This is a genomic window from Corallococcus sp. bb12-1 (assembly GCF_026626765.1).
GTDB classification, from domain to species: domain Bacteria; phylum Myxococcota; class Myxococcia; order Myxococcales; family Myxococcaceae; genus Corallococcus; species Corallococcus terminator.
In genome coordinates, this window is the sequence record NZ_JAPNJZ010000033.1 from 92014 (window position 1) to 114003 (window position 21990).

Below are 21990 nucleotides of genomic sequence, written 5' to 3' on the forward strand. Positions count from 1 at the left end.
GGGCCCCACATGGCGCGGAATATAGCCGAACTCGCCTCGTGAACCGCTCGTCCTGAAGGCCCGTGTCCCCCCTCCAGGCGGCCGGTGCGCCGGGGCCCTCAGGAGCGACCGCGCGCCACCAGGTAGACGAGCAGGGGCGTGCCCAGTGCGGCCGTGACCACCCCTACTGGCAATTCACGTCCCGGCAGGATGAGGCGGGCTGACGCATCGCACAATGCGAGGAACGCGGCCCCTACCACCACGGAGCCCGGCAGGAGGACGCGCCGGCTCACCCCCAGGGTCCGTCGCACGACGTGCGGGACGATGAGCTCCACGAAGGCGATGGGGCCACACCAGGCGACACAGGCGGCCACGCCCAGCGCGCCCAGGCCGATGGCCACCGTGCGCACGCGGCGGACGGGGACGCCCTGGGATTCGGCGTGCTCCTCGCCGGCGATGAACACCTCCAGGGCCCGGGTGAGGGCAAGCAGGCCCACGACGGTGACGAGCGCGAACGGCGACAGCATCAGCACGCCCGAGTAACCGACCTGGGGCAGGTGGCCCAGGGACCAGCGCGTGGCGGCCATCAGTTCGGCGGAGTCGGCGGTGAACTGCAATCCGGTGGCGAGTGCCCCCGCCGCCATGGAGCAGGCGATGCCCGCGAGGACCACGTCGTTCATGCGCACGCGGCGGCCCGCGGCGATGGCGGCCACCACGAAGCTGACGCCGAGCGCCCCCACGAAGGCCGCTGCGGTGATGAACGGAAGTCCCCCGGGCGCCAGCCGGGCCCCCAGGACGATGGCGACGAGCGCGCCCAGCGTGGCTCCCGCGGTGGTGCCCACGGTGCTGGGCGCGGCCAGCGGGTTCGCGAAGAGCGACTGGTACACCGCGCCGACGAGCGACAGCGTGCCGCCCACGAGCATCGCCATCAGGGTGCGGGGCACGCGGAGCTGCCAGTAGATGAAGTCCGCCGAGTCGGCGGAAACCCCCGGGCCGATGAACGGCGCCACCGCGCAGGCGACCGCGCACAGTGCCAGGAGGATCCAGAGCCTCATCGCGCGCCCCCGTGCTGAGGCAGGCCCACGAAGACGCGGTGGCCGTCCACGGACGTGCTGTGCATCCGCACCCCGAACAGCGCGCCCAGATGTTCTCCCAGGTCCGGCGCGTCGTAGTCCGCGTCGAACGCCACGCGCCCCTGCGCCAGGCCCACCACCCGGGGTGAGCGTGTCCCGGGGACCCGCACGTGCGTGAGCACGTTGACGTCATGGGTGACGCAGAGCAGCCCACGGCCCGTGCGCCAGAGCTGGCCCATGCGCGTGTACAGCTCCATCTGCTGCGCGGGGTCCAGGAAGTTGGCGGGCTCGTCCAGCAACACCCACGGCGTCTCCTGCGCGAGCAGCCCCGCCATCGCCACGCGCTGCCGCTCGCCACCGGACAGCTCCGTCACCGGACGCGAAGCGAAGTCCTGCGCCCCCACCTCCGCGAGCGCCCGCTGCGCCGCTGTCTCGGAGGCGCGGCGGGATTCAGGGAAGCGGTAGCGCGCCGCGACCACCTGCTCCAGCGCGGTGATGGGTTCCGCCGTCTCCAGCCGTTGAGGCAGCCACGCGAGCCGCGCCGCACGCTCCCTGGGAGCAAGCCCCGCCACGTCGTGTCCCTCCACGCGCGCATGTCCCGAGTCCGGACGCACCAGTCCCAGCGCCACGCGAAGGAGCGTCGTCTTCCCCGCGCCGTTGGGCCCGACGATGGCCACGAACTCACCGGGCGCCACGTGCAGCGACACGCCGTCCAGCAGCGTCCGCCCACGCGCCCGCACCGTCACCGAGTCCAGCGTCAGCCCGGCCGTCATCGCGCGGAGGGCAGGGTGCCCAGGGCGGCCCGCAGCCGCTCCACGACATCCAGGATGGCCGGTCCGGTGGACTGCACGTCGGGACCGATGACCAGCCGCACCCGGTCCTCCCGCGCCGCGCGCAGCCCGGTGAGCTTCTTCCATGGGGCCAGGACCAATGCCTGCTGTCCGGCGTCCATCCTCGGAGTCGTGACGAGCACCAGCACCGCGTCCGGATCCAACGCGATGAGCCCCTCCAGCGACAGGTTCGGCGGCCCGGCCCTGTCGTCGGCGACAGCGTTGCGCGCGCCCGCGGCCTCCAGCGCCGCGCCGTGCAGCGAACCGCGCTTCATGTACCAGACCTCCGACAGCGTGCCCGCCGCGTCGCCCAGCACTAGCAGCACCCGGGGCGCGCCCTTTGGTGCGGGACGCGACAGCGTGCTTTGCAGCCGCTCCGCCAGCGCCGTCGCCTGGGCCTCGCGTCCGCTCAACCTGCCCAGCTCCTTCACGCTCCCCACCACCTCGGAGAGCGACAGCCAGGGCAGCACCTTCAGCGGCGCGAGCGCGGACAGGGCCTCCGAGGGCGCCTGCTTCACCTGCTGATCCACGAGCAGCGTGGGCTTGAGCCTCGCGATGGCCTCGTAGTTCGGCGCGAACGTGGTGCCCACCTTCGGCAGGGCGGGCGTGCCCTCGGGCAGCACCGTGTAGTCGGACACGCCCACCACCTCCGGACCCGCGCCCAGGGCGAACAGCGTCTCCGTGACGGATGGTGACAGCGAGACGATCCGCCGCGCCTTTGTCTCCCCTGCCGGAGGTGCCGACTTCTGGCAACCGGCCGCGAGTGCGAGCACGACGACGAGCAGGGAGGGGAGGCGGAAGGGACTCATGGGGCGGGTGGACTTCTAACACGGGGCTCGGCCCTGGGTGCCGGTAAGCGGTGCCTGGGTTTCCCGCGCCGCGCGCATATCCTTGGACACCCTCACCCGGGGATTGCCCAGACATGACCTTCCTGAATCCGTTGTCCCGCGCGCTTTGCGCCGCGGTGTTCCTTTGCGCCACGCCCACCCTTGCCGCCTCTCCGTTCACGGAAGGCATGGTCTCCATCACGTTGGATGACGGCTGGAGCACGCAGTATTCGGTGGCGCGGCCCGCGCTCAAGTCTCGTGGCATCCGTGCCACGTACTACCTGGTCACCGACGCGGTGGCGCAGGGCTGGAGTGGCTACATGAGCCTCGCGCAGGTGCAGACGCTCTACGCGGAGAACAATGAGATCGCCAGCCACACGCGCACGCACGCGGACCTCACGTCGCTGACGCCCGCGCAGCTCACGTCGGAGCTGCACGACTCGCGCGCGTACCTGGCCGCGAATGTCGGCGCGATGTGCGGCAAGGACTTCGCATCACCCTACGGCGCGTACAACGCGACGGTGATGACGTCGCTGAAGGCGGAGTACGAAAGCCACCGCACCATCAACGCGGGCCGCAACTACCGCGACACGGTCATCTACGAGCTGCGCGCCAACGACGTGTCGAGCGCGGTCACGGTGGCGACGGTGAAGGGGTGGATCAACCAGGCCATCGCGGAGAAGAGCTGGCTCATCATCCTCTTCCACGAATTCACCACCGGCACGCCCACGCGCGAGACGCAGTACAAGTCGACGAACTTCACCACCCTCCTCAACTACGTGAAGTCCACCGGCATCCGCACCGTCACCGTGGCGGAGGGTCTGGCGCTGACCGACGGCCTCACCGAAGCCCCGCCCTCCGTGGGCACGGTCATCTACGACGACGCGATGGGCAGTGGGTTCCAGGACTGGAGCTGGGGGACGCACTCGCTGGACGAGGCCGTCACCGTGCACTCGGGCCCCACGTCCCTGAGCTTCGAGCCGGACTACTGGGAGGCGCTGATGTTCCACCACACCGGGTTGGACCTGTCGCTGTACCAGTCCATCGACCTGTGGGTGCACGGCGGCACGTCCGGGGGGCAGCAGCTGCGGCTTGCGCTGTACGACAACGCCACGCCGCTGGGCAGCATCAACCTGGCGACGGTGCTGGGGCACCCGATCGCGGCCGGGACCTGGGAGAAGGTCTCCATCCCGCTGAGCACGCTGGGCGCCACGTCTGGCACGGTGAACGACTTCTACCTGATGGACGACTCGGGGTCGGATCAGGGCACGGTGTACGTGGACGACTTCGTGCTCGTTCCGTACTGAGCGATGCGACACCGCGCGCGTCGGCGGGAAGACACCGGCGCGCGCGGCGGAGGATGCGATTACAGGCGGACCAGCTCCACGTCATCCATGTGGATGAAGCTGGAGCCGTTGTTGGTGGGCGTGCTGCTGTGCAGGCCGAACTCCAGGTAGCCGTTGGCCGGCACGGAGACGGCGGGCGTCTCCACCAGCGTGTAGCCCCCGTAGGTGCCCAGGTTGTTGACGGCGGCCGCGCACGTGCCGCAGGTCTTCACCTGGAAGCGCGCGAAGTTGAACGCGCCGCCCTTGCGGACCCACGCGCGCAGCTTGTACGTGCCCGCGGCCAGGCCGGACTTCGTCTGGTACGTCCAGGCCTCGTAGGGAGCGCCCGCCGTCCAGTGCGTCAGGTGGTAGCTGCCCGAGTGCCCGCCGTTGTACGTCTCCGAAATGGCGGCGCCCCCGGTGCCGTTCGGGCTCCAGGTGGTCCAGCCCGTCAGGCCCTGCTCGAAGCCCGCGTTGGTGAGGCCCAGCGACTGCGAGCCGCCCGGCTGGTACCAGCGCACCCACTCGACCTCCATCGTCTTGCGCGCGCCCCACGGCAGGTCGATGGAGTTCGGCGACGGGTGGCCGTACCAGTTGCCGCCCATCGCGAGGTTCAGGATGAGGTAGTGCGGCTGCTGGAACTCCGTCTCGTTGTGGCCGAAGGTCGCCGTGGACACGAAGTCCTTGTCCAGCCGGAATACGATGCTGTTCGCGTTCCACTCCACCTCATACGTGTGGAAGTCCTGTGACAGGTCCACGCCGCGGCTCGCGCCCGTGCCCCAGTCCGCCTGCCCGCCGTTGTACCAATGCAGCGCGGACTTCATCCACGTGGGCTCGTTGGAGTGCCACTCCAGGATGTCGATCTCCCCCGCGCCCGGCCAGCCCGCGCTCTGGATGTTGGAGCCCAGCGTCCAGAACGCCGGCCACATGCCGTAGCCCGGCGGAATCTTGATGCTCGCGACGATCTTCCCGTAGCGCCCCTCCACCTTGCCCTTGGTGTGCAGGCGGCCGGAGTAGAACGAACGGAATTGCCCACCGCAGCGCGAGTCGGTGGGGTTGTCCGCCGTGCGCTCCGCCGCGATGACCAGCTTGCCGTTGCCCACCGTCACGTTCTGCGCGCGCGGGTACTCCAATTCACCCGTGCCGAAGTTGCAGTTGTTCGTGACGGGATCCCAGTTGCTCGTCAGCACCGTCCACGCGCCCGTGTTCAGCGACGTGCCGGTGAAGTCGTCCTGCCAGGACAGATTCCAGCCCCCGCCCGGGTCATAGGAGCGCTCGCCCTGCTGCGTCTGGCCGATGTCCTCGGCCTCGACAGGGGCCTGCGAAGGGGCCTCCGGTTCGGGAGAACAGCCGGAAAGGGACGCGAGGATTCCCGCTGCGACAAGGCCAGCACGAGTGGGGCGCTTCATGGATGCTCCGGGTAGGGGGAGCATTCATGATTACCTGTTTTGACGCGCCTTGCCAGGAAGACATGGATGTGTCGGGGCGCGGTGTCAGCCGAGCCACTGGGGGTTCTGGACGGTGCCGTCGAAGTGGTGGCTCGTCTTGTACTTCTCGTAGGCGCCGTCCTGGGCGGCGCCCTTCGTCCTGGCGAGGAGGGCCTGGACTTCCTTCTCGGTGAGAGGCTTGAAGCCTCGCGCGGCGGTGAGGGCCTGGTCCAGGCGGTCCTTGGAGTCGATGCCGGTGATGACGACGCTGACGGGCAGGGACAGGTTGTAGCGCAGGCACTCCGGCGCGGTGACGGTCTTGCTGTCGAGGATGAAGGGGTCGCCCATGCACTTCATCGCGAGCACGCCGATGCCGTCCTTCACGAGCACGGGGAGCACGCGCTGCTCGAAGCTGTTGAAGTGGGCGTCCATCACGTTGAGCGGCATCTGCACGGTGTCGAAGCGGAAGCCGTGTGCCTTCGCGGTCTCCAGCATCTTCAGGTGGATGTCCGGGGACTTGTGGCCGGTGAAGCCCAGGAAGCGCGCCTTGCCGGCCTTCTGGGCCTCCTTGAGCGCCTCCATCGCACCGCCTTCGGCGAAGGCCTTGTCGGGGTCGCTTTCGCGGATGACCTCGTGGAGCTGGAGCAGGTCCAGGTGGTCCGTCTGGAGGCGCTGGAGCGATTCGTCGATCTGCTTCGCGGCGGTCTTCTTGTCGCGGCCGTCGACCTTCGTCATCAGGAAGGCCTTGGCGCGGTAGCCGTCGCGCAGCGCCTTGCCCATGCGCTCCTCGCTCTTGCCTTCGTTGTAGTCCCAGCAGTTGTCCAGGAAGTTGATGCCCTGGTCGAGCGCACCCCGGATGAGGGCGATGCTCTCCGCCTCGTCCTTCTGCTTGCCGATGTGGAAGCCCCCGAGCCCCACGCACGAGACCTCCTGGCCGGTGCGGCCCAGCTTGCGGCGGGGCACTCCGGGGGCCTTCGCCTTCGACTTGGACGGCGGGGCACCGAGCGCGTTGGGGGCGACCATCAACGACAGCGTCGCGGCGAGGAATTCCTTCCGGGTCATGGCGGGCGTCCTTCCGGCCACCGGGTGATGCGGGTGGCGACCGGGACGCGGACGTTGGGTCCGCCCGTGACGGCGCACAACGGGCGCCCGCGCTGAATGTGCGCGAGCCACCGGTCGCCAACATTCGGAAGGGGAGATGCGTGGATGTGAATGGAGGGCGTGTGCCGCATAATCGACAGCCGCATGCGCATCTCCCTCCCGTTCCGGGGCTTCGGCTTCGCCCTCGCGCTCGTCCTCCTGTGCGCGTGCCGCATCGAATCCGCCGCGCCGTCGGGCGGAGCCGCCGTGTCGCAGGCCGCGACGCCCTCCGGTGAGGTGTGGGTCTACACGTCGATGTACCGGCACGTGCTGGATGCGATGGAGCCGTTGTTGAAGGAGCGGCTGCCCGGCGTGCAGGTGCACTGGTACCAGGCCGGCAGCGAGAAGGTGGCGAGCCGCCTGGAAGCGGAGCGGGCCGCGGGCGCGGTGCGCGCGGACGTGCTGATGACGTCGGATCCGTTCCTCTACGAGCGGCTGGCCCGGGACGGCGCGTTCCTCCGCTACGCTTCCGTGAACGCCCTGCGCATTCCGCGCACGCTGATGGACCTGGATGCGCGGTACGCGGCGGTGCGTCTGTCCACGATGGTGCTGGTGCACCGGGTGGGGGCGGGCGTGGCGCCGAAGTCGTTCGCGGCGCTGGTGGATGGAAGCTGGCAGGGGAAGGTCGCCATCGGGGATCCGCTCACGTCGGGCACTGCGTTCACCTGGGCGGTGTTCATGCACGCTCGGCGCGGGGACGCGTACTTCGCGGGCCTGCGGGAGAAGGGCGCGGTGGTGGCGGGGGGCAACGCGGCCGTGCTCCAGAAGGTGGAGAGTGGCGAGGTGGACGCGGGCGTGCTGCTCCTGGAGAACGCGCTGGCGGCGAAGGCGAAGGGCAGCCCCATCGAGATTGTCTGGCCCGAGGATGGTGCGGTCGTCATCCCCGGACCGGTGGGCCTGTTCGCGACGACGCGCAACGCGGTGGCGGCGAAAGCGCTGGTGGACGTGCTGCTGTCGCCGGAAGGTCAGCGCATCATCGTGGAGAAGGGGGACATGCACGCGGTGGATCCTCGTCTGGGCGGCCCTCGTGGCGAGCCCGGCGTGGAGGGCCTGCTGGGCCGTGCGCAGGCGTGGTCCCCGGAGGTGCTGGAGCAGGGCTTGCTGACCGGCGGTGACATCAAGGAAGCCTTCAGTCGGGCGTTCGCGCGATGACGGGACGTGGCTGGGGGCGGTGGCTGGCGCTGAGTGCGTGGCTGGTGCCGCTGCTGCTCTTCGCGGTGCTGCCGGTCGCGGCGCTGCTGCTGCGGGGCGTGGGCGCGGCGACGGGTGGGATGGGGCAGGTGCTCGCGACGGAGTCGGGGGCGCTGGGGAACACGCTGGTCGTGTCGCTGGGCGCGACGGCGTGGGCCTTGGGATTGGGTGCGCCGCTGGCGTTCCTGCTCTTCCGCACGGACCTTCCGATGCGGGGCGCGTTCACGGTGCTGTTCACGCTGCCTTCGGCCATCCCCGCGTTCATCTGGGGCATGGGGTGGTTGTCGCTCGCGAGCCCTCGGGCCGGGTACCTGAACCGGATGTTGGGCGCGGACGTGTTCAACCTCTACGGGCCAGGGGGCATCGCGTTCGTGGAGGGATTGTCGGGTCTGCCGCTGGTGCTGCTCGCGGGGGCGGCGGCGTTGCGACGGGTGGATCCGGCGCTGGAGGAAGCGGCCCGGGTGTGTGGTGCCTCTCCGCTGCGCGCGCTCGTGAGCACCACGTTGCCGCTGGTGCTGCCGTCGCTGCTGTCGGGCGCGGTGATGGTGTTCCTCATGGCCGCGTCTTCGTTCGGCGTGCCGTACCTGCTGGGGGTTTCGGCATCGCCTCCTACTCGCGTGCTCACCACGCGCATCTATGAGCTGGTGCTGTTGGGGAGCGAGGAGGGGCTGCCTCGCGCTTCGGTGCTCGCGTCGTTCCTGTTGTTGCTGACGCCGCTGGCGCTGGGGCTTACGTGGGTGCTGGGGCGGACGGGGCGGGTGCGGTTGAGCGCGGGCAAGGGCGTGTCGCCGCGTGTGCTCGCGCTGGGGGCGTGGCGTCGGTGGGCGCTCGTGGGTGTGGGCGCGGTGGGGGCCGTGCTGGTGGTGTTGCCGCTGGCGGCCATCCTGCTGACCTCGCTGCAACGCAGCTTCGGCGCGGCGCTGACGTGGGACGCGCTGACGCTGTCGCACTGGTCCGGGGTGTTGTGGGACGCGCGCACGCTGCGGGCCACGGGGCGCAGCGTGGTGCTCGCGGTGGTGGCGGGCGTGCTGGTGGTGGGGCTGGGGCTCGCGGGGGCGCTGCTGCGGCGGACGTTCCGGCGCGGCGGCGTGGGCGTGGAGGCGATGGCGGTGTGGCCCTTCGCGGTGCCGGGCACGGTGCTGGCGCTCGCGTTGCTGGTGGCGTTCTCCCGGGACTGGCGGCTGGTGGTGCTGGAGCGGGTGGCCTTCGTGCTGGCGCTCGCGCACACGCCGTGGCTGCTGCTGGTGGCCTACGTGGGCAAGTACCTGGCCCTGGGCGAGCGCAACAGCTCCGAGGCCCTGGCACAGGTGGACCCTTCGCTGGCGGAGGCGGCCCGGGTGGGTGGCGCCGGGCCGACGCGGGCGTTCGTGGACGCGACGTTGCCCCTGCTGCGCCCGGCGCTCACGGTGGCGTTCGTGCTGGCGTTCCTCGCGTGCGCGACGGAGATCACCATGTCGGTGCTGCTGGTGCCCGCGGGCTCCGAAGTGCTGGGGACGCTGTTGTTCGAGTTGCAGAGCTACGCGGATCCCGCCTCCGCCGCGGTGCTCGCGTGCGCGTTCGTGGCGCTGGTGGTGGCGGGCCAGGCGGTGCTGGCGTGGGCGCGGCGACGCGTGCCGGAGGTGCGGTGATGGCGGCCATCGTCCTGGAGGGACTGGTCAAGGCATATGGCGGCACGCCCGTCGTGCGGGGTCTGAGCCTGGAGGTGGGGCAGGGCGAGCTGGTGTCCCTGTTGGGGCCTTCCGGCTGCGGGAAGACGACGACGCTGCGGATGCTCGCCGGGCTGGAGCACCCGGACTCGGGCACCATCCGTCTTGGCGATGACGTGGTGGCCGGCCCAGGCGTGCGCGTGCCTCCAGAGCGGCGCGGTCTGGGCATGGTGTTCCAGAGCTATGCCGTCTGGCCGCATCGCAGCGTGGAGGCGAACGTCGCCTATCCGCTGGTGCTCCGGAAGGTGCCCCGGCACGAGGTGGCTTCACGCGTGCGCGAGGCCCTGCGGTGGGTCCGATTGGAGGCCTTCGCGGCCCGGATGCCGCACGAACTTTCGGGTGGACAGCTGCAACGCGTGGCGCTCGCGCGGGCGCTGGTGGCGGACCCCCGGGTGTTGCTGCTGGACGAGCCGCTGTCGAACCTGGACGCGGCTCTGCGCGAGGAATTGCGCGCGGAGATCGCCGCGCTGCGCGCCCGACTGGGCACGACGCTGGTGTTCGTCACGCATGATCAGGGTGAGGCGCTCGCGCTGTCGGACCGCATCGCCGTGATGAACCGGGGCGTCATCGAACAGGTGGACACTCCGGAGCGGCTCTACCGGGAGCCGGCGACCCCGTTCGTCGCGGGCTTCGTCGGGGGCGCGAACGTGCTTCGGGGCGAGTCGCGGACAGGCACGTTCCACTGCGCGGGGACGCAGACCGCGTTCGAGCTGCCGACGGAGCTGCACGGACGCTCGGGGCCGGGGACGCTGGTGGTGCGCCCGGAGGATCTGGAGCTGGGGGCGTCGGGGACGCCGCTGGTGCTCTCCGCCCGCCTGTTCCTGGGCCACGCGGCGGAATACCGCTTCCCCGTGGGCGATGCGTTCCTGCGCGTCATCGGGCCGGCGCTGGAGGGCGTGCGGGCCGGGCAGACGTTGAACGTGCGCCTGCGCAAGGCCACGGTGTTCGACGGCGTCGCTTGAGGCTCAGTACAGCGTGGTCTTCAGCCGGGCCGGCAGCTCCCGGTCGTATTCGTCTCCGTCGAAGGGGTCCTGGCTGATGGCGGCGAGCATCGCCCCGTTGCTTGGAAGCTCGGAGCGGGGGACGTGCCTTGCCGGGTTCCACAATTCGGAGCGGATCAACGACCGGCTGCACTGGAAGAAGACCGACTCCACGGTGATCTGGAGCACCGAGCGCGGCCGCTTCCCCTCGAAGGTGAACCGCTCCAGCATCGCCGGTTCGATGACGATGCTCGCCCGGCCGTTGACGCGCAGGGTCTCGTTGACGCCGGGGACCAGGAAGATCAGCGCGACCCGGGGGTCGGTCAGGATGTTCCGCAGCGAGTCGGCGCGGTTGTTGCCGCGGCGATCGGGCAGCAGCAGCGTGTGCGCGTCCTCGATGACGATGAAGCCCGCCGGGTCACCCCGGGGCGACACATCCAGCCCCTCCGGCCCGGCGGTGGCGAGCACCGCGAACGGTGAGGTTTCGATGAAGGGCCGATAAGCCGGATGAATGTGGTCCACCACCTTGACGACCGAGGGCTTCGTGGGGAACCCGTACAGCCGTTCGAGCGCCTCGACATCCGTCACGGTCTTCATCCGGGTGCGCCTCCTGAGGGGGAAAAATCACCTTCGGAATGGCCATGTCACAGCCATCCCTCGTGATTCGTCCTGGGGGTGGACAGGCACTTTACCTGTCCGGAAATGGAGCCGCACATGAAGGCCAGGATGAACCCGTTCGCCGCCGCCCCCGCGCTCATGAAGGAGATGCTCGACTTCTCCGGGAAGGTCCAGGGCAGCGGGCTGGAAGCAAACCTGATGGAGTTGGTGAAGATTCGCGCTTCGCAGATCAACGGCTGCGCCTTCTGCATCCACATGCACACCCGCGACGCCCGCGCGCATGGGGAGACCGATGAGCGCATCTTCCTGCTGAACGCCTGGCGCGAGTCGCCCCTGTACAGCGACCGCGAGCGGGCGGCCCTGGCCTGGACGGAGGCCCTGACGCTCGTCTCCCAGACGCACGCGCCGGAGGCGGACTACACTGCGATGCGGGCGCACTTCAGCGAGGAGGAGAGCGTGAAACTGACCCTGATGATCGGGGTGATCAACACCTGGAACCGGATCTCCATCGGCTTCCAGTCCATCCATCCGGTGACCGCGCGCAGTGAAGCCGCCTGACGCGAACCCCGCGGAGGTCTTCGACCCGCTCCGCCCCCGCCTGCTCCGCATCGCGTACCGGATGCTGGGCATCGTCGCGGAGGCGGAGGACGTGGTGCAGGAGGCGTATCTGCGCTGGCACCAGACGGACCGCGCCGCCGTGCGGGACGCCGAAGCCGTGCTCGTCCGCACGGTGACGCGTCTGTGCCTCGACGTGCTGAAGTCCGCCCGCGTCCAGCGCGAGCAGTACGTGGGGACCTGGCTGCCAGAGCCCATCGTCGAAACCGTGGAGGGCGACGACTTGACGCTGACCCTGATGATGGCCCTGGAGCGATTGTCCCCGCTGGAGCGGGCCGCGTTCCTCCTCCACGACGTGTTCGGCATGGACTTCGACGAAGTGGCGAAGGCCATCGACCGCGATCCCGCCGCCTGCCGTCAGCTCGCCAGCCGGGCACGAAGCCACGTGCGCGAGGCCCGGCCCCGCTTCCCCGTGTCCGAAGGGCAGGGCCGCGAGCTGGCGTCGGCGTTCTTCACCGCCTCCCGGAGTGGGGACGTGAACGCGCTCCAGGCCCTGCTCGCGCGGGATGTCGTCACGTACTCCGACGGTGGGGGTAGGACGAAGGCCGCCCTCAATCCCATCCAAGGCGCGGAGAAGACGGTGCGCCTCTTCGATGGGCTGTTCCAGCGGTCGGGACTGGCCTTGTCCAAGCTCGTGTACGAGGGGGCCATCGACGGGTTGCCGGCGTTCGTCACGATTGAAGCGGATGGCCTCTTGCAGACCACGGCCTTCGCCATCGAGGAGGGGCGCATCGTCGCCATCTACGTCACGCGCAACCCCGACAAGCTGCAGGCCATCCGTCGGGTGGTGGGCGAGGACGTTTCGTAGCGGCTACTTGACGGAGCCGGGCAGTCCCGCGGCCAGCGCGTCGATGGCGACACGCACGCGCATGGGCAGGTGCGGCGTGTTGGGCCAGAGGGCGTAGACATCGAAGCGCAGGCCGGGGCTGTCCGTCAGCACTCGCACCAGGTCCTTGGCTCGCACGCGGTCCTCCGCCAACCAGCACGGCAGCCACGCCAGCCCCAGTCCCGCGACCGCCGCGTCGGCGATGGCTTCCAGGTCATCGAACCGCAGGCGCGACCGGGGGATGAGCTCCACGTTGGAGCCGTCCTCCTGCGGAAAGAGCCAGGTCCGCAACTGCCCCAAACGGACATAGGCGAGCGTGTCGTGCTTCGCGAAGGCCTCCCAGGTGCGAGGCGTGCCGCGCTTGCGCAGGTAGCCGGGGGACGCGAAGACGCTCATGCGCTGGTGGCCCACACGGCGGACGGTGAGCCCATCGCCGCCCGGTCCGACTCCGTTGCTGCCGCCGTTGCGGATGGCGAGGTCGAAGCCGTCCTCCAGCAGGTCCACGGTGCGGTCGCTGAAGGACATGTCTACTTCGAGCTTCGGATGCGCGCGCGCCAGCTTCATGAGGATGGGGGCCACGCAGCGACGGCCATACAGCACGGGCACGCTGACCCGCAGTCTGCCCGCGGCCTCCTGCTTGCCGGACTCCAGGAGGGCTTCACCCGCGCGCAGCTCCTCCAGCGCCCGCAGACATCGTTCGTAGAAGACCTGCCCGTCGTGGGTCAGGCTCTGGGAGCGCGTCGTGCGGTGGAAGAGGCGTACGCCCAGCCGTTCCTCCATCCGGGCCACCGTCTTGCCCACGGCGGAGCGCGAGAGGTGGAGCTTCGCGGCGGCTGCGGAGAAGCCACCGGCCTCCACCGCCTCCACGAAGACGGACACACCGTTGAGGGAATCGCTCATGTCTCGTCCATTGTCGCCCTGAGGGCGACAGTGAATGGAAGTCTTGTCGCCACCGTGGATGCAGCTTCGACAATAGCTTTCCCACCGCGAACCTGCCGCAAGGAGCCGTGCGTGGTGACGACGACGATGAAGCGCTGGGAGATGGATGCACCGGGGCGTGAGCGGCTGCGCCTGAAGACCGTGGCCCTTCCTGAGCCGGGACCGGGCGAGGTGCGGGTGAAGGTGGCCGCCGTGTCGCTGAACTACCGCGACAAGGGCGCCATCGAGTCCGGCGTGGGCCCGTCACAACGCTTCCCCTTCACCCCGGCCTCGGACCTGGCGGGCGTGGTGACGGACGTGGGGGCGGGCGTGACGCGGTTCGCGGTGGGGGACCGGGTGATCTCCACCTTCTCCCCCGGCCGGCTGGACGGCCCGGGCCATGGCTCGGCGCGTGTGCCGCCGTACGTGATGCTGGGCGGTTCGCATCCGGGTGTCCTCGCGGAGTACGTGGCGTTTCCAGCGGACTGGTTCGTGAAGGCTCCCGCCACGCTGGATGCGGCGGAGGCGAGCACCTTGCCCTGCGCGGGACTGACAGCGTGGACCGCGCTGGTCGAATACGGCCCCGTCCGTCCGGGACAGACGGTGTTGGTGCAGGGCACGGGCGGTGTGGCGCTGTTCGGGTTGCAGTTGGCGCGGGCCATGGGCGCGGACGTCTTCGTCACCTCCGGGAGCGACGACAAGCTGGCGCGGGCGAAGGCGCTGGGCGCGACGCACCTCATTCACCGCGAGCGCGAGGACTGGGTACAGGCCGTCTACCGCCTCACGGCGGACCGGGGCGTGGACCACATCCTGGAGCTGGTGGGTGGCGCGCACCTGGGGCGCTCCATCGAAGCGGTGGCGCTGCATGGGCGCATCTCCGTGATTGGCGTGTTCGAGGGCTTCACGGTGACGGGCCCGTCCGCGCCGCTGCTGCTCAAGGAGCCGACCGTCCGGGGCATCAACGTGGGCCACCGGCGGTCGCTGGAGGAGCTGGTGCGTGGGGTGGATCGGCTGGGGCTCAAGCCGGTCATCGACCGGCGATACGGGCTGGAGGACCTGCCTGCCGCGTTGGAGCACCTGGAGCGGGGGCCGTTCGGGAAGATCGTGGTGGAGTCCCACTGAGGGGTAGGGTGGAGGGCATGTCGCGCCCTCCTGTTCCCCCGCGTCGCTTCCACTCCGAGCCGTTGGTCCTCGTGCTGCGTCACCTGGAGGCCTCGCTGGCGTCGGCGGGTCCGGTGTCCATCGAGGTTCCGGATCCGGACCTGGGCCTCGGGAAGTATCCGGGTGAGCGCGTCGGGCTGGAGGGTGGGCTCGTCCATCGGCCGCTGCGGAGCTGGTGCGACCTGGCGGAAGGTCTGTCCTGTCGCCTGCGCACGCCTCGCGCGGCGGATGACACGCACGTGCTGCTCACCTTCGAGCCGCTGGGGGCGGAGGCACCGTGGCATGCGGGCAGCGGGGAGCGTTCGGAATCACCCCAGGAGCGCTATGGCGCGGAGTCCGACTTCGCGCGCGTGCGGAAGTTCGAGGACGCGGGCTTCCTGGTGCCGTGGCTGCAAGCCGTGGAGCGGTTGCGATTGCCTCCGGGGGCTCGGGTGCTGGACCTGGGCGTCAATCGGGGCGACGAGCTGGCCGCGTTCGAGTCGGTGGAGGGTGTCCGCTTCGTGGGGGTGGACCACAGCGCGAGCGCGATCGACGAGGCCCGCAGGGCGTTCCCGGACGCGCGCCATGTGTTCGTGCAGGCGGACCTGAATGCGCTGCCGGCGGAGCTGGGACGCTTCGACGCGGTGGTGTCGGTAGGCACGTTGCAGAGTCCCGGCGTGGATGACCGGGCGCTCTTGCGCAAGCTCGTGCAGGAGCACCTGGAGCCCAAGGCGTCGTTGGTGCTGGGCTTTCCCAACTCACGCTTCCGTGACGGCGAGGTCATCTACGGCGCGCGCGTGCGCAACCTGCGCGAACCGGACCTGTCGCTGCTGGTGAAGGACCTGTCCTTCTACCGTCGCTACCTGCACCAGCACGGCTTCCGCACGTTCCTGGGCGGGAAGTACGACCTGCTGCTCACGGCGGTGCGGGGGCAGGGCGCAGCCGAGGAAGGTGCAGCTCAGGACTGAGCGGCCCGGGCGCGCAGCTTCTCCAGCGTCTGGGCCACGCGGCGATCGCGGGTCTCTTCACGCTTCGCTTCGGCGACCGCCTGCGCGAACTCCTTCCGGTGCGTGAACGCGAGCCCGTCGAACACGTCGCGAAGAGCAGGCTCGGCGTCGAGCGCACGTTGCAGGGCTTCTGGCACTTCGACCGTGCGAGGCGCTTCGTCCCGCTCCAGCACGATGCGCAGCGATGAGTCGATTTCGATGCCGGCGGCGTCGCGCACGGCCTGGATGAACCCCAGGCACGTCTTGCCTCCGTACACCATCAGCCGGCTGCGGAAGGGATGTCCGTTGACGGTGCCGACCACGGGCGCCCGTGCCTCGCCGAAGACTTCGCGCCCATCGAACGGACAGATCACCCACCGGCCTCCGACCCCGTTGGCCTCTTCGAGCTTCGCGGTGAAGGTCTGCTTCTTCGCTTTCGTCATGGTGTGGCTTCCGGTGTCGGCGCGGGGGCTGATGCCGTGAGCCTGGAGGAAAGCTCCCGGGCAGTGAAGGGAACGATCAACAGGCTGAGCATCCAGCAGACGAACCCGAGGGAGGGGTACAGCAGCTCGATGTCTCGGCCTCCGCTCTCGTCCGCCGGCAGGGGATGGACGTACCAGGAAAGAGAGGACGCCCCCACGATGGCGGCGATCGTCCCCACCACGAGCGCACCCCGGTCCGCGCCCAGCACGAGCAGGAAGAGGGCGAGGGCGAGCAGCGGGTTCGCGTACCAACCCACGTTCAAGGCGAACACGCCCATCCATCCGACCGCCAGCAACTCGAGACCCGCCATGTCCCGCTCGTTGGTTTGGGAGCTGGAGCTCACGGTGATCACATGCATCGCTGGCGCCACGCACGCGAAGATGAAGAGTCCGGACGCCGCCAATGCGGCGAACAGGCGCTCCTTCACATACGGGATGATGGCGGCTGTCTGAGGGGGCGGATGGGAAGAGGCCATGGCGGCGCTCATGCTATCCGCGTTGCTCACGGCGGGGTGAGAGGACGAAGGCCCCGAGGGGGATGACCCGGAGGCTTCCCATCCAGCAGCAGGGGCAGGTTGGTGAAAGGCGCTCGCGCGAGGGGGCATCCCATCCGCGCGAGCGCTTCGGAGCAGGGCCTAACCCGGCTTGACGAACTTGAGCGCGAACCGGTCGCTCGTGCCCCGGCGTGCGCCCGCGGCGCCCGGGCTGGAGCTCCAGTCACGCGTGTCCTCGGGGTTGCGCCAGACGTTGCTCTCCTCCTGGAGCTTGAAGCCCGCGGCCTCGACCTCCTCGCGCACCAGCTTCTCGTCGATGCGGTGCAGGCTCTGCGTGTCCGCGAGTCCCGTGCCGGCCTTCGCGCTCGAATCCAGGACGACGTAGACGCCCCCGGGCTTGAGCGCCTGGAACACCGCCGTGTTCATCTTCGCCCGGTCCACGCCGAGCCACGTGGTGTCGTGGTAGATGATGTTGCTCACCACCACGTCCAGGTCGTTCACCTCGGGCGGCAGCGGCGAGTCCAGCTCGCGGTCCACGCGCACCACGCTCTGGTTCACCGGACGCACCAGCCGCTCCTGCCACGGCTTCTCCGCGAACCTCTCCAGGACGACCTTCGGGTTCTCGCCGTACACCTTTCCGGTGGGCCCCACCGCGCGCGCCAGGAACTCCGTGGTGTAGCCGCCGCCCGCCATCAGCTCCGCGACCTTCATGCCGGGCCGCACGCCCGCGAATTCAAGAAGGGCCGCGGGGTGCCGGCCGGCGTCCAGCGCCCGGTCCGCCTCCGTGCGATCCGGGGCGTCCACCAGCGCCTGCGCCGACACGGGCGCCGGCTGGGAATCGGAGTTTGAAGCAGGGGACGACGGGGCCGTGGACGTCGAGTGGGAACAGCCCGCGAGGACGAGGAACGAAGCAGCCATCAGTGCATTGCGCATGCGCGATCTATACGTCCGGGGCCGTCCCTTGCCGCTGAAAAGGAGGACTCCTGTTCGTTTGCGCACCGTGGCGTGCGGTGTCTCAGGACACGATGTCGTGCGCGTGCACGGCCGCGACGCGTGGCAGGCGGACCTTGAAGGTGGTGCCGGCCTCGGCGTTCGAGGTCGCGACCACGTGGCCGCCGTGCGCGCGCACCACCTGCTCCACGATGTAGAGCCCCAGCCCCACGCTGCGCGACGCCCGGTCCTCGTCGTGCTGTCCGCGCCGCATCGCCTGGAACAGCGTGGGCAGCATCTCCGGGGCAATGGGGCGGCCCCGGTTGTGGACCTCCAGCACCATGTCGTCCCCGGCCGAGCGCGTGGTCACCCGCACCGGGGACTCCGCGTCGCCGTAGCGAAGGGCGTTGGTGACCAGGTTCTGCACCACCTGACCCAGCCGCTCCTCGTCCCACGTCCCATGGCCGTCGCCCTGCTGCTCCAGCACCACCTGGCGCTCCGGGAACGCCACCTGGACCTCCTCCAGGGCCTGTCGGGTGGCCTCGTGGAAGTCCATCGGGCGGCGGTGCACCGGCAGCCCTCCGCCCAGCCGGGACTGCGTCACGTCCAGCAGGTCGCGGATGAGGCGGTTGGCGCGCTCGGCGCTGCTGATGATGCGGCCCGTGTTCTTGGTGGCGCGCTCGCCCAGGTCGTCGCGTTGGAGCAGCGCGTGTGCCGACAACAGGATGGCGTTGAGGGGGTTGCGCAGGTCGTGGCTGACGATGCCGATGAGCTGCTGCTCGAACTCCGCCCGCAGCCGCGCATCCTCCTCGCGGCGGTGGCGCTCGGTGATGTCGCGGCTCACCGTGGCGATGCCCATGTCCTCGCCCGTCTTCGCGTCGCGCAGCATGAAGAAGTTGTAGTGCACGGGCACCGTGGCGCCGGTGCGGAAGTGGCGGAAGCGGAAGTCCCCGTCCCAGCGGCCATGCTCGCGCAGCTTCGGGAGGATGACGTCGCGCACGTAGCGGCGGTCCTCTTCCTGGAAGTAGTCGAGCAGGTGGGTGCGCCGCACCTCGTCCATGCCCTCCAGCCCCAGCATCCGCTGTCCCGCCTCGTTGACGAACAGGGCCTTGCCGTCCGGTCCGCCAATCCCGATGAGGTCCGAGGACTGCTCCACCACGGCGCTGAGTTTCTCCCGCTCCTGCTCCGCGAGGCGCTGTTCCCTGCGGGCCAGGGCCGCGGCGAGGTTGCCCTCCACGCGCGCCAGCAGTTCGCGGGAGGAGAACGGCTTCACCAGGTAGTCGGTGGCGCCCATGCGCAGGCCCTCCACCGTGGCCTCCTCGCCGGCCCGCGCCGACAGCAGGATGATGGGCACGTACCGCGTCCGTGCGTCCTCGCGAAGCCTGCGCAAGAGGCCGAAGCCATCCAGCCCCGGCATCATCACGTCGCTCAGGACGAGGTCCGGCACCCGGTCCCGGCAGGCCTCCAGCGCCTCCAGCCCGTTCGCCGCCAGCGTCAATTCGAAGCGGTCCGACAAGAGCGAGCGCACGTACGCGCGCATGTCCGCGTTGTCATCCACGAACAGGATGTGGCCCCCGATGCCCCTCGGCAGCGGTGTCGGGTCGCCGTCGCGCGCCAGGACCGGGATGGCTTCACCCGGCGGCGCCTCCAGCCAACCGGACGCCTCTTCCAGGAACGCGGACATGGCCGTGCCTGGCGAAGTCCTCGGCGCAGGTTCAGCGGATCCGGATGCGGGCGTCGTCCCGGTGCTTCGCGGAAGCGGCGCCGGTGCCGGTTCCCCGTTCGTGGGAAGTGTCACGGTGAAGGTGCTGCCCTGGTCGGGGACGCTCTCCACGTGGATGTCACCGCCGTGCAGTTTCACCAACTCCCGCACCAGCGACAGGCCGATGCCGCTGCCCTCGTAGCTGCGTCCCCGGGCTCCCTGCACCCGGTGGAAGCGCTCGAAGATGCGTGGCAGTTCCTCCGCGGGGATGCCGGTGCCGGTGTCCGCCACGCTCAGCACCACCTCCGGGTCCCTCCAGCGGAGGCTCACGCGGATGCCGCCTGCGTGGGTGAACTTGAACGCGTTGGACAGGAGGTTGAGGACGACCTTCTCCCACTGCTCCGGATCCACGCGGACGGCGTGGGGCAGCGGGGGACAGTCCACCTCCAGCGTCAGGCCCGCGCGCTCCAGGGTGGAGCGGAAGCCGCTGGCCAGGCCCTGCGTGAGCGCGGCGAGATCCGTGGGCACCGGGGCCGCGCGCATGCGGCCCGCTTCGATGCGGGAGAAGTCCAGCAGCGTGTTGACGAGCTTGAGCAGCCGCAGCCCGTTGCGGTGCACCGTCCGCTGGCGCTCCAGTTGGCGGGGGCCCAGGGGCTCCACCGGATCCTGGAGGCCGTCCTCCACGGGGCCGAGCATCAACGCCAGGGGCGTGCGGAACTCGTGGCTCACGTTGCTGAAGAAGTCCGTCTTCGCGCGGTCCAGCGCGGCCAGGGACTCCGCGCGGCGGCGCTCCTCCTCGCGGGCCCGGGCGCTGTTGATCGCCGTCGTCACGCCTCGGGCCAACAGCTCCAGGAAGCCGCTGTACTTCTCATCGAGCGCCAGCCGCGGGCTCAGGCCCGTCACCAGGAAGCCCGCCGGTCGCGCATGTCCGACGCGGGGCAGCGCCTGCACCCACGCGGAGGACGTCCCCTCCGGCCACGGCCCCGCCGCCACGGTGCCCGACGGCGTGGGCATCCGCTCCCATCTCAAGGGGGGGGCGGTGCGACCGGCGGAGCCCAGGGGCCAGGGTGCTGACTCGCTCGGGAGTCCCTCCGGGAGTGTGATCGCACCAGGCGCCAGGGATGCCGGGTCTGGAGGAAGTCCGCACGTGCCGGCCAGCCGCGCGGTGCCGGTCGCGTCGTCCACGAGGTAGAGCAGGGCGAAGGGCACGTCGAGCGGGTCGGTGCCGATGACCCGGAGCGCCTCGCGGCAGGCGTCCTCCGCGGTGGAGAGGTCGGCGGTGGATGCGCCCAGCTGCCGCAGGGTGTCGAGCCGCCGCGTGCCCAGCACCTGCGCGGTGGTTTCGGTGAGGGCGGCGAAGATGCCGCCCACGCCCCCCGACTCGTCGCGGATGGGCGAGTGGCTGTAGGTGAAGTAGCACTCCTCGACGAAGCCGTTCCGGTCGAGCGGCATCATCAAATCCTGGACGAAGATGGCCTCGCCGGTGGCCGCGATGCGCTCCCAACCGGGGCCCAGCATGCCCCAGACCTCCGGCCAGGTGACGGCGGCTTCCTGACCCAGGGCCGCGGGGTGCTTCGTCCTGCCGCAGATGGGCCGGTACGCGTCGTTGTAGAGCTGCACGAACCTGGGCCCCCACGCGACGTAGAGGGGGTAGTTCGCCGCCAGCACGATGCCCACCGAGGTGCGCAGGGACTGGGGCCAGGACTCCACCGGCCCCAGGGCCGTGGCCGCCCAGTCCACCTGTCGCATCAGGGCGCCACAGGCACCCCCACCCCGCAGCACTTCATCCACCGCGCTCATGCGCCTCCACGCCCTGGGCCCCCTTCCCCGGCGGAAGGTGGAGGACCTTCCCGGAGGGCGGCGTCGCGGGCCGTGGGAACGGGCACGCGGGTCGCCCCGGGCAGGTCTCCGGGAGGTCGAACTTCGTGGTTCCCTGCGCGGATGGCCAGTGCGCTGGAACGAGGGCGGTATCGAAAAGTGCATCGATGAACGCCACCGTCCGGGACGTCCGGGGCCCGGGTCACACCCTGCGTGGGGGATGCCCCCGACGAAAACGGACCGCCGCCCCGGTGCGGGGACGGCGGACCGAAGGGGGCGACGGGCGACGGCCTGCTTTTCAGCGGGCCGCGAGCCTCACGGGCCGTTGACCTGCAGGTTGTCGATGGCCAGACCGCAGCCGACGCCACCCGAGTTGCTGGTCAACTGGATGCGCGAGGTGGTGCTGTTGGCGTTGAAGACGTAGGTGCGCAGGCTCCACGTGGCGGAGGCGTTGGAGAAGCTGGTCGTGGACGGGCCGTAGTTCAGCGTGGCCGACCGGGAGACGGTGGTGCAGCCAGGGCTGTTGGAGAGGTAGAACGTCACCGTGTAGCCTTGGCCCACGACGGTGGGCACGTCCTGGTACAGCGAACCCGCGCCCGCGCCGTTGAGGTCGATGGACTGCGCGCCCGCCTGCGGCGTCTTGTAGCTGGCCTTCAGCACCTTGATGCCGGCGGTGATCGTCCAGGGAGGCAGGGCGGAGCTGCCCGTCACGATGGAGTAGTTCACGTTGCCGATGACGTTGACCTCGAAGCTGCCGTTCGAGGCGACGTTGACGCCCTGTTCGACGTTGCCCAGGTCGGGATCATTGATGACGGCGTCCGGGCCCCCACAGCCCGCCAGCGCGAACAAGCCCAGACCCAGCGCCGCGCCGCGCCGCATGAAATGATTGCGATTCATAGGATGTATTCCCCCTGATGTGTGATTGACGCGCGAAGACAATCGGGGTCCCCGAGACCCGCCCGCGCGGTCAAAGGCAGGCGGAA

Annotated in this window: 20 protein-coding genes; 8 read left to right on the forward strand and 12 right to left on the reverse strand. The window is 70.1% G+C overall.

From position 1 onward, the window contains the following. Positions 1–98 precede the first annotated feature (98 nt). Genes OV208_RS38645 through OV208_RS38655 form a run of 3 tightly spaced genes read right to left on the reverse strand, consistent with a single transcriptional unit; the run spans position 99 to position 2691 of the window. The gene (locus tag OV208_RS38645; RefSeq protein WP_267578979.1) at positions 99–1034 is read right to left on the reverse strand and encodes a FecCD family ABC transporter permease; all 936 of its coding nucleotides are present in this window, start codon (positions 1032–1034) and stop codon (positions 99–101) included. Continuing rightward, positions 1031–1825, reverse strand: coding sequence for an ABC transporter ATP-binding protein (locus OV208_RS38650; RefSeq protein WP_267578980.1), 795 nt, complete (start codon positions 1823–1825; stop codon positions 1031–1033). Before OV208_RS38650 ends, OV208_RS38645 begins: the two co-directional genes overlap by 4 nt. Then, on the reverse strand, positions 1822–2691 hold the full coding sequence (locus OV208_RS38655; RefSeq protein WP_267578981.1) for an ABC transporter substrate-binding protein: 870 nt from the start codon (positions 2689–2691) through the stop codon (positions 1822–1824). The genes OV208_RS38650 and OV208_RS38655 overlap by 4 nt, the downstream gene beginning before the upstream one ends. Positions 2692–2804: 113 nt before the next feature. Here OV208_RS38655 and OV208_RS38660 point away from each other — a divergent pair, with 113 nt between their 5' ends. Beyond that, positions 2805–4016: a polysaccharide deacetylase family protein gene (locus OV208_RS38660; RefSeq protein WP_267578982.1), complete on the forward strand. Its 1212-nt coding sequence runs from the start codon at positions 2805–2807 to the stop codon at positions 4014–4016. A 59-nt stretch (positions 4017–4075) separates the two neighbouring features. Here the strand turns inward: OV208_RS38660 and OV208_RS38665 are convergent, their stop codons facing one another. Together OV208_RS38665 and OV208_RS38670 are read right to left on the reverse strand one after the other, a co-directional pair. Then, complete coding sequence (locus OV208_RS38665) at positions 4076–5443, reverse strand: glycoside hydrolase family 16 protein (RefSeq protein ID WP_267578983.1); 1368 nt, start codon at positions 5441–5443, stop codon at positions 4076–4078. A gap of 84 nt (positions 5444–5527) precedes the next feature. Then, positions 5528–6523: an aldo/keto reductase gene (locus OV208_RS38670; protein ID WP_267578984.1), complete on the reverse strand. Its 996-nt coding sequence runs from the start codon at positions 6521–6523 to the stop codon at positions 5528–5530. 183 nt (positions 6524–6706) lie between these two features. Between OV208_RS38670 and OV208_RS38675 the strand changes: the two genes are divergently transcribed. The 3 genes from OV208_RS38675 to OV208_RS38685 are packed head-to-tail and all read left to right on the forward strand — an operon-like array spanning position 6707 to position 10460. After that, complete coding sequence (locus OV208_RS38675; RefSeq protein WP_267578985.1) at positions 6707–7753, forward strand: ABC transporter substrate-binding protein; 1047 nt, start codon at positions 6707–6709, stop codon at positions 7751–7753. Further along, positions 7750–9420 carry an ABC transporter permease gene (locus OV208_RS38680; RefSeq protein ID WP_267578986.1) on the forward strand — a complete coding sequence of 557 codons (1671 nt, stop codon included), beginning with the start codon at positions 7750–7752 and terminating at the stop codon, positions 9418–9420. The genes OV208_RS38675 and OV208_RS38680 overlap by 4 nt, the downstream gene beginning before the upstream one ends. Further along, entirely contained in the window at positions 9420–10460 is a 1041-nt protein-coding gene (locus OV208_RS38685) for an ABC transporter ATP-binding protein (RefSeq protein ID WP_267578987.1), read from the forward strand. The genes OV208_RS38680 and OV208_RS38685 overlap by 1 nt, the downstream gene beginning before the upstream one ends. Before the next feature lie 3 nt (positions 10461–10463). Here the strand turns inward: OV208_RS38685 and OV208_RS38690 are convergent, their stop codons facing one another. Beyond that, positions 10464–11075: a pyridoxamine 5'-phosphate oxidase family protein gene (locus OV208_RS38690; protein ID WP_267578988.1), complete on the reverse strand. Its 612-nt coding sequence runs from the start codon at positions 11073–11075 to the stop codon at positions 10464–10466. A gap of 117 nt (positions 11076–11192) precedes the next feature. On the opposite strand from OV208_RS38690, the gene OV208_RS38695 reads away from it, so the two are divergent. Beyond that, a complete protein-coding gene (locus tag OV208_RS38695) occupies positions 11193–11654 on the forward strand; it encodes a carboxymuconolactone decarboxylase family protein (protein WP_267578989.1) in 462 nt (153 codons plus the stop codon). Beyond that, positions 11641–12519, forward strand: coding sequence for a sigma-70 family RNA polymerase sigma factor (locus OV208_RS38700; RefSeq protein ID WP_267578990.1), 879 nt, complete (start codon positions 11641–11643; stop codon positions 12517–12519). Before OV208_RS38695 ends, OV208_RS38700 begins: the two co-directional genes overlap by 14 nt. A gap of 3 nt (positions 12520–12522) precedes the next feature. Here OV208_RS38700 and OV208_RS38705 read toward each other — a convergent pair whose 3' ends face one another. Then, positions 12523–13437 carry a LysR family transcriptional regulator gene (locus OV208_RS38705; RefSeq protein WP_267578991.1) on the reverse strand — a complete coding sequence of 305 codons (915 nt, stop codon included), beginning with the start codon at positions 13435–13437 and terminating at the stop codon, positions 12523–12525. A gap of 114 nt (positions 13438–13551) precedes the next feature. Here OV208_RS38705 and OV208_RS38710 point away from each other — a divergent pair, with 114 nt between their 5' ends. Beyond that, positions 13552–14577: a zinc-dependent alcohol dehydrogenase family protein gene (locus tag OV208_RS38710; RefSeq protein ID WP_267578992.1), complete on the forward strand. Its 1026-nt coding sequence runs from the start codon at positions 13552–13554 to the stop codon at positions 14575–14577. A gap of 17 nt (positions 14578–14594) precedes the next feature. Beyond that, the gene (locus tag OV208_RS38715; RefSeq protein ID WP_267578993.1) at positions 14595–15563 is read left to right on the forward strand and encodes a class I SAM-dependent methyltransferase; all 969 of its coding nucleotides are present in this window, start codon (positions 14595–14597) and stop codon (positions 15561–15563) included. On the opposite strand, the gene OV208_RS38720 is transcribed toward OV208_RS38715, so the two are convergent. The 5 genes from OV208_RS38720 to OV208_RS38740 form a co-directional block, all read right to left on the reverse strand. After that, complete coding sequence (locus OV208_RS38720; protein ID WP_267578994.1) at positions 15554–16024, reverse strand: YdeI/OmpD-associated family protein; 471 nt, start codon at positions 16022–16024, stop codon at positions 15554–15556. The genes OV208_RS38715 and OV208_RS38720 overlap by 10 nt on opposite strands. Next, complete coding sequence (locus tag OV208_RS38725; protein ID WP_267578995.1) at positions 16021–16539, reverse strand: hypothetical protein; 519 nt, start codon at positions 16537–16539, stop codon at positions 16021–16023. The genes OV208_RS38720 and OV208_RS38725 overlap by 4 nt, the downstream gene beginning before the upstream one ends. A gap of 159 nt (positions 16540–16698) precedes the next feature. Further along, a complete protein-coding gene (locus OV208_RS38730) occupies positions 16699–17490 on the reverse strand; it encodes a class I SAM-dependent methyltransferase (RefSeq protein ID WP_267578996.1) in 792 nt (263 codons plus the stop codon). 82 nt (positions 17491–17572) lie between these two features. After that, a complete protein-coding gene (locus OV208_RS38735; RefSeq protein WP_267578997.1) occupies positions 17573–20989 on the reverse strand; it encodes an ATP-binding protein in 3417 nt (1138 codons plus the stop codon). A 333-nt stretch (positions 20990–21322) separates the two neighbouring features. Beyond that, positions 21323–21904, reverse strand: a complete 582-nt coding sequence (locus tag OV208_RS38740) for a DUF642 domain-containing protein (RefSeq protein WP_267578998.1) — start codon at positions 21902–21904, stop codon at positions 21323–21325. Between the last annotated feature and the right edge of the window lie 86 nt (positions 21905–21990).